10 protein-coding genes are annotated in these 13,540 nt (G+C 53.8%); 6 read left to right on the forward strand and 4 right to left on the reverse strand.

The genetic code is table 11. From position 1 onward, the window contains the following. Positions 1-50 precede the first annotated feature (50 nt). Both paeA and msrA read right to left on the reverse strand, forming a co-directional pair. Positions 51-1,376, reverse strand: a complete 1,326-nt coding sequence (gene paeA / locus MYB54_RS03970) for a polyamine export protein PaeA (protein WP_205544892.1) — start codon at positions 1,374-1,376, stop codon at positions 51-53. Between the two features lie 151 nt (positions 1,377-1,527). Next, positions 1,528-2,166 carry a peptide-methionine (S)-S-oxide reductase MsrA gene (gene msrA / locus MYB54_RS03975; RefSeq protein WP_248721945.1) on the reverse strand — a complete coding sequence of 213 codons (639 nt, stop codon included), beginning with the start codon at positions 2,164-2,166 and terminating at the stop codon, positions 1,528-1,530. A 584-nt stretch (positions 2,167-2,750) separates the two neighbouring features. Between msrA and tamA the strand changes: the two genes are divergently transcribed. Genes tamA through MYB54_RS03990 form a run of 3 tightly spaced genes read left to right on the forward strand, consistent with a single transcriptional unit; the run spans position 2,751 to position 8,862 of the window. Beyond that, positions 2,751-4,466: an autotransporter assembly complex protein TamA gene (gene tamA / locus MYB54_RS03980; protein ID WP_039285256.1), complete on the forward strand. Its 1,716-nt coding sequence runs from the start codon at positions 2,751-2,753 to the stop codon at positions 4,464-4,466. Next, positions 4,463-8,500 (forward strand): autotransporter assembly complex protein TamB, encoded by a 4,038-nt coding sequence (gene tamB, locus MYB54_RS03985; protein WP_248721536.1) that lies wholly within the window; start codon positions 4,463-4,465, stop codon positions 8,498-8,500. The genes tamA and tamB overlap by 4 nt, the downstream gene beginning before the upstream one ends. A 2-nt stretch (positions 8,501-8,502) precedes the next feature. Continuing rightward, positions 8,503-8,862, forward strand: a complete 360-nt coding sequence (locus MYB54_RS03990; RefSeq protein ID WP_039283139.1) for a gamma-glutamylcyclotransferase family protein — start codon at positions 8,503-8,505, stop codon at positions 8,860-8,862. 115 nt (positions 8,863-8,977) lie between these two features. Here MYB54_RS03990 and ppa read toward each other — a convergent pair whose 3' ends face one another. Then, entirely contained in the window at positions 8,978-9,508 is a 531-nt protein-coding gene (gene ppa / locus MYB54_RS03995; RefSeq protein ID WP_010278977.1) for an inorganic diphosphatase, read from the reverse strand. 248 nt (positions 9,509-9,756) lie between these two features. Between ppa and MYB54_RS04000 the strand changes: the two genes are divergently transcribed. Continuing rightward, positions 9,757-11,343, forward strand: a complete 1,587-nt coding sequence (locus MYB54_RS04000) for a methyl-accepting chemotaxis protein (protein ID WP_039526606.1) — start codon at positions 9,757-9,759, stop codon at positions 11,341-11,343. A gap of 54 nt (positions 11,344-11,397) precedes the next feature. Here the strand turns inward: MYB54_RS04000 and plsY are convergent, their stop codons facing one another. Further along, on the reverse strand, positions 11,398-12,033 hold the full coding sequence (plsY, locus tag MYB54_RS04005; RefSeq protein ID WP_010287497.1) for a glycerol-3-phosphate 1-O-acyltransferase PlsY: 636 nt from the start codon (positions 12,031-12,033) through the stop codon (positions 11,398-11,400). Positions 12,034-12,161: 128 nt separating this feature from the next. Between plsY and folB the strand changes: the two genes are divergently transcribed. Both folB and bacA read left to right on the forward strand, forming a co-directional pair. Beyond that, positions 12,162-12,515, forward strand: a complete 354-nt coding sequence (folB, locus tag MYB54_RS04010) for a bifunctional dihydroneopterin aldolase/7,8-dihydroneopterin epimerase (RefSeq protein ID WP_010287496.1) — start codon at positions 12,162-12,164, stop codon at positions 12,513-12,515. A 147-nt stretch (positions 12,516-12,662) separates the two neighbouring features. Next, positions 12,663-13,481 carry an undecaprenyl-diphosphate phosphatase gene (gene bacA, locus MYB54_RS04015; RefSeq protein WP_014916508.1) on the forward strand — a complete coding sequence of 273 codons (819 nt, stop codon included), beginning with the start codon at positions 12,663-12,665 and terminating at the stop codon, positions 13,479-13,481. The last annotated feature ends 59 nt before the right edge of the window (positions 13,482-13,540 follow it).

The raw sequence follows: 13,540 nt of genomic DNA on the forward strand, positions 1-13,540 counted from the left end.
CCGTTCTGGTTTGTGATGAAGCCCGATTGGTTGGGCATGTCTTCTGGCGGTTAATCGTCGCTATCAATCTTCACGCTTGATGAGACAATCGGGCGGTCTTCCAGACGCGTCACCAACAGCTGATCGATCTTGTAGCTGTCGATATCCACCACTTCAAACTTATAGCCTGAGAAGCGCACCGCATCGGTACGTTTCGGGATTTTCCGCAGCGTATACATCATGAAGCCGCCGATGGTTTCGTAGTTGCCGGAATGCGGGAAATCATCAATATTCAGCGCGCGCATCACGTCTTCTATTGGCGTACCGCCTTCAACCAGCCATGAATTCTCATCACGCGCGACAATCTGTTCTTCCATTCCCTGACCGACGAGATCGCCCATCAGCGTGGTCATCACGTCGTTAAGGGTGATGATGCCGACGATCAGCGCATATTCGTTCAAAATAACGGCAAAATCTTCGCCCGCGGTTTTAAAGCTTTCTAACGCTTCGGACAGCGTCAGCGTATCCGGTACGATCAGCGCTGGACGAATCTGCACGCCGCTACTCAGCGTCAGGCTCTGGTTTCCCAACACCCGAATCAGCAGGTCTTTGGAATCCACGTAGCCGACGATCTGATCGATCGTGCCATCGCAAACCAGAAACTTGGAATGCGGCTGCTGGGCGATTTTTTCCTTAATACTGTCTTCCTGCTCGCGCAGATCGAAATAGACCACGCTTTCGCGTGAGGTCATCGAAGACGGCACGGTACGGGATTCCAGCTCAAACACGTTCTCGATCAGCTCATGTTCCTGCTTACGCAGCACGCCAGCCAGCGCACCGGCTTCCACCACGGCATAAATATCATCAGACGTGATGTCATCTTTACGCACCATCGGCAGCTTGAGCAGACGGAAAATAACGTTAGCCAGGCCGTTAAAGATCCAAACCAGCGGACGGAAGAGGAACAAACAGAAGCGCATGGGGTTGATTATGCGGACCGCGACGGCTTCCGGCGCAATCATACCAATGCGTTTCGGGGTGAGGTCGCCAAACAGGATGAACAGGCTGGTGACAAGGACGAATGAGCAGATGAAGCTGACTTTATCAGCGGCTTCGGGTGACATGAAGCGTTCAAACAGAATGGAAAACGTCGGGGAAAATGCCGCATCGCCGATGATACCTGCAAGAATCGCGACGGCGTTGACGCCAATTTGAATTACGGTAAAGAAGATGCCCGGTGTTTCCTGAAATTTGAGCACCAGATCGGCGTTGAGGTTTCCCTCATCGGCCATCAATTTGAGTTTAATTTTACGTGACGCCGCCAGCGAGATCTCGGACAGCGAGAAAAACGCACTGATGGCAATAAGAAAAAGAATCAGTAATAGACTGTTTAACATCATTTTTAAAGTTTTCGCATGAGCCTAAGTTAGCGCAGCGATCCTCAGAAAGGTGAGTAAATTAATAGCAATAATTGGAGGTATATAACCGGGCAACGCGCTGCCCGGTTCGGACGCATTATAGCAGGAGCGGTGAAATTACCGCCAGTGGTCAACGCTGAGGCGGAAGACAGACGCCGATACCGCCTAATCCACAGTAGCCGTTCGGGTTTTTGTACAGGTATTGCTGGTGCTCGTCTTCCGCATAATAGAACGGACCCGCAGGCTCGATTTCTGTGCTGATGGCGCGGCCGTCACCGTTTTCCCTCATTGCTTGCTGAAAGCGTTGAAGGCTTTCCTGTGCTGCCTTTTCCTGCTCGGGCGTGAGCGTATAGATAGCGGAACGGTATTGACTACCGATATCGCCGCCCTGACGCATGCCTTGCGCGGGGTCGTGATTTTCCCAGAACAGTTGCAGCAACTGCTCGTAGTCGATCACCGCGGGATCGAAAACGACGCGCACTGCTTCGGCATGATCGGTCTGCCCGTTGCACACTTCACGGTAGGTCGGGTTGGGCGTGTAACCGCCAATGTAACCCGCCGCCGTGCTGTAGATACCCGGCTGTTGCCAGAACAAACGCTCCGCGCCCCAGAAGCAGCCCATCGCAAAAATCGCCACGGACATCGAGTCTGGTACATGTGTCATGGAATGTTCATGCACGACATGCAGCCTGGCGACGGGCATGGGGGTGGAACGCCCCGGTAAAGCATCGGATTGCGTAATCCGCTGCGTTTTATCAATTGAATTCATCACGTTGTTAACTCCAGCTAGACTGGGTAAATAACCCGCTTTCATGGAAAGCATAACCAAGAAGCGTTGGGCTGTCTTTATATCTTCATGGTGTTTAATGTTAAGGTAATGTTTATCTGTAATGCCGCATATTGATGTTTGTAGGTGAAAATCTATTCTTAAGATGGAAAATTAGTATTTATCACTAATATCATGCAAAGTTGGTAGGAGATTTCGGCGCTGCGTGGCGGATTGTCAGGTAAGCGTACAGCGACGGCCGTCAATGCGGCGGGCGAAGTGATAAAAGCCATGCTATACCCTAAATAATTCGAGTTGCAGGCAGGCGGCAACCGCACGAATCCCCAGGAGCTTACATCAGTAAGTGACTGGGGTGAGTAAGGGAAGCCAACGCACATGCAGCTTGAAGTATGACGGGGAGATAGGTTTTAGGCGACAGACCGATTTTATCAGGGAGCTCAGTGACTATTTTCATCTCAACGAAAAGTTTCATTGGAAAAAAAAGCGTTACCGGGCAAAAAGGCATAGCAGGACAAAAAAATAGCTTTGCTGGCTGCGGTGCGCCACGATACCGGGTTCTTGGCCTGATGTGTGCGCTGCTGATGCTGGCCCCAGAGAGCCAGGCAGCGAATGTGCGTCTGCAAGTCATGGGGCTGGAAGGGCAGTTACAAAAGAATGTACGGGCACGCTTATCGACCATTTCGGTTGATGAGGTGAATGCCGATGGGCGTTTCCGCTCACGCGTCGATGAAGCGATCCGTCAGGGATTGCGTGCGCTCGGCTACTACGATCCACAGATTGGTTTCGAATTCCGGCCTGCCGTTAATGGCGGACGACCCGTATTGATTGCCACCGTGACTCCCGGTGAACCGGTAAAAATTGCCGGGGTGAACATCACCCTGCGCGGTGGTGCGCACGACGATAAAGACTACCAACAGCTGGTTAAAGACGATCGCCCTGAAATCGGTTCGGTGTTGAACCATGGCGATTTCGATCGCTTTAAAAGCGGGCTGAATGGTTTGTCATTACGCAAAGGCTATTTCGATGCGCGCTTCCAGCAAAGCCAGCTTGGCGTGATGCGGGAAGAGAGAGAGGCGTTTTGGGATATCGACTTTGACAGCGGTGAACGCTATCGCTTTGGCGCCGTACACTTTCAGGGCGCGCAAATCCGCGATGACTATCTGCAAAATCTGGTGCCGTTTCATGAAGGTGATGCTTACACCAGCGAAGACCTCGGTGAGTTAAACCGCCGTCTTTCTGCGACGGGGTGGTTTAATTCTGTCGTGGTCTCACCTGATTTCGATCGGTCGAAAAGCGACAAGGTGTTGCCGCTGGAAGCCGTGGTGACGCCACGAACCCGCAACCGTATTGAGACTGGTGTCGGCTATGCCACGGATGTTGGCCCACGCTTTAAAACGACCTGGAATAAGCCTTGGGTGAATTCACGGGGTCACAGTCTGGAAAGCAGCCTGAGCGTGTCCGCGCCGGAGCAATCACTCGATTTTAGCTACAAAATCCCCTTACTGAAGAACCCGCTTGAGCAGTATTACCTGCTGCAAGGCGGCTTCAAGCGCGAAGATCTCAACGATACCAAATCCGATGGCACCACGCTGAACGTGGCACGCTACTGGGATCTCTCCAGCGGTTGGCAACGGGCGATTAACCTGCGCTGGAGCCTCGATCACTTTACGCAGGCTAGCGTGACGGATACCACAATGCTGATCTATCCGGGCGTCAGCATTAACCGAACTCGCCAACGCGGTGGGCTGATGCCGGTATGGGGCGATACGCAACGTTATTCTATCGACATTTCCGACACCACCTGGGGATCGGATATCGACTTTGCCGTGGTTCAGGCGCAAAACGTCTGGATTCGTACGCTGGCGGATAAACACCGCTTTGTCGCGCGCGGCAATCTGGGCTGGATTGAAACCAATAATTTCTCCCGCGTCCCGCCTTCACTGCGTTTCTTTGCCGGTGGCGATCGCAGCATCCGTGGGTACAAGTACAAATCTATTTCGCCGCGCGACAGCGACGGCAAACTGACCGGTGCGTCCAAGCTGGCGACCGGCTCGCTCGAATACCAATACAACGTCACGGGAAAATGGTGGGGCGCAGTTTTTGTTGATTCAGGTGAAGCAGTGAATGACATCAAACGCAGTAATTTCAAGACCGGCACGGGCGTCGGTGTACGCTGGGCTTCGCCGATTGGTCCGGTAAAACTCGATGTTGCTATGCCGATCGGCGATGCAGAGAAGAAGAACGATGTTCAGTTCTATATCGCGCTGGGGCCTGAATTATGATGGATGAGAAAAACGAAAAAAAAGCCCAGGATCTGGCTACAGAAGAAAACGCCGCGCAGGATAACGTGCCGGTGACGCCAGTACGAAAAGGGCGCTGGTGGAAAAGGGTCGGCATTGGGTTTGTCGCCTTCTTACTGCTGCTCGTTGTTGGGCTGGGATTACTGGTAGGAACCACGCCGGGTCTGCATCTGTTGCTGAATACCGCAGCACGCGTGGTGCCGGGGCTGGACATTGCCAGCGTAAGCGGCGGCTGGCGTGATTTGACGCTAAAAAATGTTAGCTACCAAATGCCGGGCGTGACGGTAAAGAGCGAGGAGTTTCATCTGTCGCTTGCGCTAGCGTGTCTGCGCAAAAGTCAGCTGTGCATCAATGACCTTTCGGCAAACCGCATTGATGTGGTCGTAGATACCAAAGCCTTGCCTGTGGCGGCAGAGCCACCGGCACCTTCAACGCCGGTAACGGAAATCTCTGCACCGTTCCCGATTTCACTGCGTCAGTTAACGCTCAGCAACGTTCAGGTTACCGTGGATGACACGGCGGTTTCTCTCAGTGAATTCCGCACTGGCATGCAGTGGGAAGGGCGCGCGTTGACGCTGCTGCCGACCAAAATCAGCGCCCTGCTGGTGGCCTTACCGAAAACCCCTGTCGACGTGCTGGAAGACGGCAAAGTGACGGCGGCGGAAATGGCCGCGGTTATTAAAGAAACGGCGGCGAACGTACGCGATGCGGCGGAGCAAGGCTCCTCGCAAACGCTTCATATCGATAACGCGCTGGCGGCAAACAATACCGTCGCGGCAGCCACCACCACGACACCAATACCGACGGCATCGACATCCAAAACGGATAGCACCTCTGACAAGCCTGCCGTACCTGAACAATCGCTAGGTGAACGCCTTAGCGAGTTATTCTCCAAACCGCTATTACCTGATTTACCCCAGTTCACGCTGCCGTTGGATCTGAATATTGTCGAGATTCACGGTGAACAGCTGCGGCTGATGGGCGATCAGGACATTTTGATTAATAACCTGTTCGTGCAGGCCTCGACCCAGCAACAGCATTTGCGTCTGGACAAACTTATCGTCCAATCGCCGCAGGGCGGGCTGAATGTGCGCGGTGAAGCGACGCTCAGCGAGAGCTGGCCTGTCTCGCTGACGGCGAACGGCGTGCTGAACGTCGATCCGATCAAAGGTGAGAAGCTTAAACTGACGGTTGAGGGCGGCCTGCGCGAACAGCTGAATGTGGCGCTGAACCTCTCTGGGCCGCAGCGTGCCCAGTTGGATCTGCAAACCAAACTGGCGGAAGCCGGACTGCCGCTGGCGTTGACGCTGCAAACCGAACGCGTGCGTTGGCCGCTGACGGGCGCGACGCAGTATCAAGCTGACAACGTCAGGCTGCGTTTTAACGGCAAAGCGACCGACTATGCGCTGTCGCTGCGCGGCGATCTGAGCGGGGCGGATATTCCTCCCGCCACGCTGCTGCTGGATGGCAAAGGCAACGAACAGCAGTTTACGTTGAACCGCCTGCGGTTGGCGGCATTGCAGGGGAATGCCGACCTGACGGCGCTGATCGACTGGAGCAAAGCCATAAGCTGGCGCAGCGAGCTACTGCTGAACGGGATTAACACTGCGAAACAGTGGCCTGAATGGCCGGCTAAAGTAGATGGCAAGATTACGACACGTGGCAGCGTCTATGGCGGTAGCTGGCAGTTACAGGTGCCGGAACTGCGTCTGGACGGCAACGTGAAAGCGAATAAGCTCACGGCCAGAGGCGAACTGCGCGGTAACGCGGCGGGACAGTGGACAATTCCAGCGCTGAATCTGGCGCTAGGCCGCAACCAACTGAACGTCAAAGGCGACCTGAGCGACAAATGGCAATTGGATGCCGACATCAATGCGCCGTCGTTGGACGGTATGTTGCCCGGTCTGGCGGGGCGCGCCATCGGCACACTCAAACTCCGTGGCAATCTGCGTGAACCACAGATGCTGGCGGATATCACGGCGTCCGGCCTGCGCTGGCAGGCGATGACGATTAGCAGCGTGAGGGTGGAAGGCGATGTGCGCTCTGAGCAGCAGATTCAGGGCAAGCTGGCCGTGCGTCTTGAAGCGCTAAAGCAGGACGGCCTGAATATTGCGCTGTTGACGCTGGATGCCAGCGGCAACGAAAAGCAGCACCAGCTTCGCCTGAATATGCAGGGCGAACCGGTCGCGGGGCAACTGGCACTTTCGGGCAGCTTTGATCGTCAGGAACAGCGCTGGCGCGGCACGCTGAACAATACCCGCTTCGATACGCCAGTGGGTGAATGGCGTCTGACGCAGGATATGGCGCTGGATTACCTGAATGCGCAGCAGAAGATCACCATCGGCACGCACTGCTGGCGGAATCCGAATGCAGAGCTTTGTGTTCCAAAAGCGATTGAGGCCGGACCGAGCGGACAGGCGAGTATTCGACTGAACCGCTTCGATCTCGCCATGCTGAAACCGTTCCTGACGGCGGATACCGTGCTGGCCGGGACGTTCACCGGCGGTGCCGATATCAGCTGGCAGGCGGGGCAAGGCTTACCGCAGGCGAAAGTGTCGCTGGTGGGTAACGGCGTGAGCGTTCGTCAGCAGATGCAGGGCAACACGCTGCCGATTGATTTCGATACCTTTACGCTGAATGCCGGGCTCGATCGCGGGCGCGCACAGCTTGGCTGGCTGATGGCGATTCGCGAGAACGGGCGCTTCAGCGGTGATATTCAGGTAACCGATCCACAGGGCCGACGCAACCTCGGCGGCAGCGTCACGATCAACAATATTTCGCTGGCGTTGCTCAACCCTGCGTTGAATAAAGGAGAAAAAGCAGCGGGGATTCTGAATGCGAACCTGCGTCTGGCGGGGGATGCAGCACGTCCTCAGATCTTTGGCCAGATGGTGCTGGAGCGGTTGGATATTGACGGCAACTGGATGCCGGTAGATCTGACCAACGGGCGGCTGGCGGTGAATTTCAGTGGGATGTCGTCAACGCTGCAAGGCTTCCTGAAAACGGATAACGGGCAGTTGAACCTCGGCGGGAACGCGGACTGGTCGCAGCCTGATGCTTGGCGTGCGCGCATTGCGGCGAAAGGCCAGAAGCTACGTGTGACGATTCCGCCGATGGCGCGGCTGGATGTCTCACCGGATATTGTCTTCGAAGCCACGCCGCAGCTGTTTGCGTTAAACGGATCGGTCAGTATTCCGTGGGCGCGTATCGTAGTTAAAGACATGCCGGAAAGTGCGGTGGCGGTGTCATCGGATGAAGTGATGCTGGATGCCCAGCGCCAGCCGCTGAAGAAAGCCAGCGCCGCGATTCCGATTAACAGTAACCTGACGATCCGCGTTGGTAATGATGTACAGCTGGATGCGTTCGGGCTGGCGGCTCGCCTACAGGGCGACCTGAAAATGGTTCAGGACGAGCGCGGATTAGGGCTGAACGGCCAGATCGACATTCCATCTGGCCGCTTTAAAGCCTACGGACAGGATCTGATCGTCCGCAAAGGGCTGATTCTGTTCTCCGGCCCGCCGGATCAGCCGATCCTGAATATCGAAGCCATTCGTAACCCAGACAACACGGAGAATGACGTCATTGCCGGCGTGCGCGTCACTGGCATGGCCGCGACACCGAAGCTGGAAGTCTTCTCCGATCCGGCGATGTCACAGCAGGAAGCGCTCTCTTATCTGCTGCGTGGACAGGGTTTGGACAGCGGTGGAGCAGATAGCTCGGCAATGACCTCAATGTTAGTCGGTTTAGGGGTTGCACAAAGTGGTCAAGTTGTGGGTAAAATCGGCGAGGCCTTTGGCGTAAGTAATTTAGCTCTGGATACACAGGGTGTTGGCGATAATTCTCAGGTTGTCGTCAGCGGCTACGTCCTTCCGGGTCTGCAAGTGAAATATGGTGTTGGCATATTCGATTCTTTGGCAACGTTAACGCTACGTTATCGCCTGATGCCAAAACTATACTTGGAAGCGGTGTCTGGAATTAGCCAGGCATTAGATGTGCTCTATCAGTTTGAGTTCTAGCGATGCGAATTATTGTTTACGGCAGTTTACGACGCAAACAGGGAAACAGTCATTGGATGACGAATGCGCAATGGTTAGGGGATTGTCAGCTCGCAGGTTTCGAGCTGTACGATCTCGGCCATTATCCGGCAGTGGTACCCGGTGATGGAGAGATCCATTGCGAGGTCTATCGCATTAGTTCGTCGATTTTGACAGAACTGGATGCCTTAAAGCGGGACGGCCACGAATACCAACGTGAGCTGATTCCTACGCCTCTGGGCAGTGCCTGGATCTATCTGTACAAGCACCCTGTTGCAGGGCTGACGCGTATTGCCAGCGGTGACTGGCTAAAGCGCAGTGAAGAAGATGAAGAAGAGGCTTGAGGCCGAGTCGCCAATCAAGTCATGGTCGCTATAAATAAAAACACCGCGCAAGGCGGTGTTTTTGATCATGCGATATCTTGAGCCCATAAGGGCTTTAAGGCATATCGTGTGGCGCTTATTTGTTTTTCGCGCGCTCGAAGGAAGCAACGATCTCGGCTTTCGCCGCAGCAGCGTTATCCCAACCTTCCACTTTCACCCACTTGCCTTTTTCCAGATCTTTGTAGTGCTCAAAGAAGTGGCCGATCTGTGCACGCAGCAGTTCAGGCAGGTCGTTAACGTCTTTAATGTGATCGTATTCTTTGGTCAGCTTGCTGTGCGGAACGGCAACCAGCTTGGCATCTTCGCCTGCTTCGTCGGTCATTTTCAGCACGCCAACAGGACGGCAGCGGATCACTGAGCCAGGCTGCAACGGATACGGGGTCGGAACCAGAACGTCAACCGGGTCGCCATCCAGAGACAGCGTGTGGTTGATGTAGCCGTAGTTGCATGGGTAGAACATGGCCGTAGACATGAAACGGTCTACAAACAGCGCACCGGTATCTTTATCAATTTCATATTTGATCGGATCGGCGTTCGCGGGAATTTCAATCACTACATAGATATCTTCCGGCAGATCTTTACCCGCCGGGACATTGTTCAGACTCATGTCGGTTTCCTTCTCTTAAACCTGAAATAGCGTGGCCGTCATTATAGCCAAAAAGCGTTTAATGTCCCTGATTTTTAGCGTGAGCAAGGCGTGATGCGCTTGCGCGAGTCGTTTAAGTAAAAATACTTTCGTTACTAAAGTTTCTTTAAAGAAAGCAGGCTTGTTACCGATAGGAAGATGATCTGGATCACGTTATGCGGAGCATTTCTTCGCATTTATTTATCATTTGTAATATCAGGGAAACAAAAATGTTAAGAAACATCACAATCAAGACGAGCTTGATTGCTTTGTTAGGAACGATGGTACTGCTGTTATTGCTGGTGTGCGGAATTGGCATCACCTCAATCAATCAGGGAATCACGTCGCTGACGACAATCGACAAGATTCAGGGCAAAGAAGTCACGGCGCTGGCGGGGAGCTATACCGCTTCACTGCGCGCAAGAACAGGGGCGGCGTTGGCGGCTCGTCAGATGGAAAGCGGGCTGACCGATTTGGCGGATGCATCGGTCGCGCGGGCAGAAGCCTACACGGCGCTTTCCCACAAAGAAATGGCACGCTTTCTTTCCTACGGCACCGTAACGGAGCGCGGTGCCAAAATGGCCGCAGAGGTTAAAAGCAACTACGAGCAATACATGAATCTTGGCGTTCAGCCGATGGTTGATGCGCTGAAACGTGGCGATGTCGCAGCCTATTACGTGCTGTTGCAGGACGTACTACCGCCGCTCAGCGTTAAGATGGATAAGGTCGCGAACGAATTCCGTGACTTCGGTCTGGAAGTCGGGGAAAACATGCTCGCAGAAGCGGAAAGTTTCGCATTCAACCGTTTGATGATCATCGGTATTGCCTGTATATCCGTTCTGCTGCTGGTGTTGGCAGCCTGGATTGCCTTGAAGCGTTCTATTCTGTCTCCGCTTGAAGAGACGGTCGGTCAACTGGAGTTTATTGCCCGTGGTGATTTGACCCAGCGCATTCCCGATGGCGGCAATAATGAAATTGGCCGTCTGATTCAGGCGATGAAAGCGATGCAGCACTCGTTGGCAACCGCCGTGGGCCGCGTCCGTGATGCCGGTATGCAGATTGACGTCGGCACGCGCGAGCTGTCTTCCGGCAATACGCATTTAGCCGCGCGTACGGAAGAGTCAGCCTCCTCGCTGGAAGAAACCGCAGCCAGTATGGAGCAGTTGACCGCGACAGTGACGCTGAATGCGGAAAGTGCAGAGCAAGCGCATACGCTGGCGCAAAATGTATCCGAGATCGCTAATAAAGGCAGCGAAACCGTGGGGAGCATGATTGAGAAAATGCAGATGATCTCCAGCAGCTCCGCACGCATTGGCGATATTCTGGCGGTGATTGACGGCATCGCGTTCCAGACCAATATTCTGGCGCTGAATGCGGCGGTTGAAGCCGCACGTGCGGGTGAGCAGGGGCGTGGATTTGCGGTGGTGGCGGGTGAAGTCCGAAGTCTGGCGCAGCGCAGTGCGCAATCGGCTAAAGAGATCAAAATGCTGATGGAAGAGTCTCAAAGTCGCGTCAGTGAAGGCACCGTGATGGCGAAAATGGCGGGCGAAACGATGAATGACGTTTCTGACGCCGTGGCGCGCGTGACATCCCTGATGCGTGAGATCTCAACGGCCACGCGTGAGCAAAGCAATGGTATTGGGCAGGTGAATCTGGCGGTATCGCAAATGGATGAAGTCGCACAGCAAAATGCGTCTCTGGTAGAAGAGTCCGCTGCTGCCACGCGCTCACTGGAAGATCAGGCGCGCCTGCTTGCAGAAAGTATGTCTCAGTTTAAAGTGCAATCGCAGGAATTTGCCGCCATCGGCCGATTCTAATATCTCCGTCATACTTCATAAAAAAATTCCCGTGAAAACGGGAATTTTTTTGTCTTATTCTTCGGAGGACGTCTGTTCGTCTTCTGGCTGCTTCTTCTTGCGTAGCTTATTCCAGATTTTACTTTCCTGTCCGCGCCAGAGGCGTTGGATATTGTCATGATGACGCATCAGTATCAGGCAAGAGAGCATCGCGACGGGGAAGGTAAACTGTGGTTTGAACCACCAGACATAAAACGGCGCGATGAGCGCACTGACAATCGCACCCAGCGAGGAATAGCCGCTCAGCAGCACGGTCAGTAGCCAGGTACCGGTCATCAGCCCCGTCAGATCCCAGCCGATAGGGGCAATGGCACCCAGCGCCGTTGCCACACCTTTGCCACCGCGAAAGTGGAAAAAGACGGGATAGATATGACCGAGGCAGGCAGCGATAGCGGTTAACCCGAGATATAGCGGGGGAACGCCCAGCTCGTAAGCCGCCCACACTGGCAGCATGCCTTTCAGAACATCAAACACCAATACGGTTGCAGCGGCCGCTTTGCCGCCAATACGCAATACGTTAGTGGCTCCGGGGTTCCCGGAACCATGCTGGCGCGGGTCGGGTAGCCCAGCAATTCTGCAAAATAAAATCGCACTGGAAATAGAGCCACACAGATACGCGATTAACATCATACCAAGCGCGGTAACACTCATAACGCTATTCCGTTTAGTTTGTATAGAGAGACGTTTAATAAGGGTCGTTTTACTCTTCTCATCTGTGGATAATACGCACATTCCGTCGGAAGTGGTATCCGACAGCGACAAAAACAGAGAATGGCGTGATGGATATCGTATTTATTGAAGAACTTACTGTAATCACAACTATTGGTGTTTACGATTGGGAACAGACCATCCAGCAGAAACTGGTGTTCGATATCGAAATGGGCTGGGATAACCGTCAGGCAGCCGCCAGTGACGATGTTAATGACTGCCTGAGCTATGCCGATGTCAGCGAGGCGGTGATTGCCCATGTGGCAAACCAGCGCTTTGCTCTGGTGGAACGCGTTGCCGAAGAAGTCGCGCACATGCTGATGCAGCGCTTCTCGATCCCCTGGCTGCGGATCAAGCTCAGCAAGCCGGGCGCTGTCGCGCAGGCGCGTCAGGTTGGCGTCATTATTGAGCGTGGCACACGATAAATCTGATTTAACAGAATAAATACTGATTTACGTGCAACTAAATCGTAACCCAAATAGTCTATAAGCCAGTTATAGCGGCTCGCGGAAGTACGCGGCCGCTTTTTTGTGCGCTGCATTTTCGTTTTTATTAGAGGCAAGGATTTTTAGATGACTGACCTGCATTCATTGCTAATCGCATTTATTCTTGGCGTGGTCGAAGGACTGACCGAGTTTTTGCCCGTATCGTCTACGGGGCATATGATTATCGTTGGTCATTGGTTAGGGTTCGCTGATGAGAAAGCCAAGACGTTTGAAGTTATCATTCAGCTTGGCTCGATTTTGGCCGTTGTCGTGATGTTCTGGCGCCGCCTCTTTGGTCTGATTGGGATTCACTTCGGCGACGTTCCGCACGAGGGGAAAACCGCTGGACGTCTGAAACTGACGCACATCTTGCTGGCAATGATTCCCGCGGTGGTGCTTGGTCTGATTTTTCATGACGTCATCAAGTCGCTGTTTTATCCACAGAACGTGATGTATGCGCTGGTGATCGGTGGCTTCCTGCTGTTAGCGGCGGAATGGTTCAAGCCAAAACAGCCGCGTGCTGTCGGGCTGGATGACATCACGCACCGTCAGGCATTTATGATTGGCTGTTTTCAATGTCTGGCGCTGTGGCCCGGCTTTTCGCGTTCAGGGGCGACCATTTCCGGTGGGATGCTGATGGGCGTCAGCCGCTATGCTGCCTCTGAGTTCTCTTTTATTCTGGCGGTTCCCATGATGATGGGCGCGACCGTTCTGGATCTGTATAAAAGCTGGCATTTCCTGTCGCTGGCCGATGTGCCGATGTTTGCCGTTGGTTTCGTGACGGCCTTTATTGTGGCGCTGATTGCGATTAAAACCTTCCTGAAAATCATCAAACGCATCTCGTTTGTCCCATTTGCGATTTACCGTTTTATCGTCGCGGGCGTGGTTTACATGGTGTTTATGTAAGACTGAGAACGTCGATTTTAGGTAGACCGTTATAGAAGAGAAGAGGCCACGCATTAGCG

This window comes from Pectobacterium nicotianae, from assembly GCF_023272715.1.
Classification (GTDB): Bacteria; Pseudomonadota; Gammaproteobacteria; order Enterobacterales; family Enterobacteriaceae; genus Pectobacterium; species Pectobacterium brasiliense.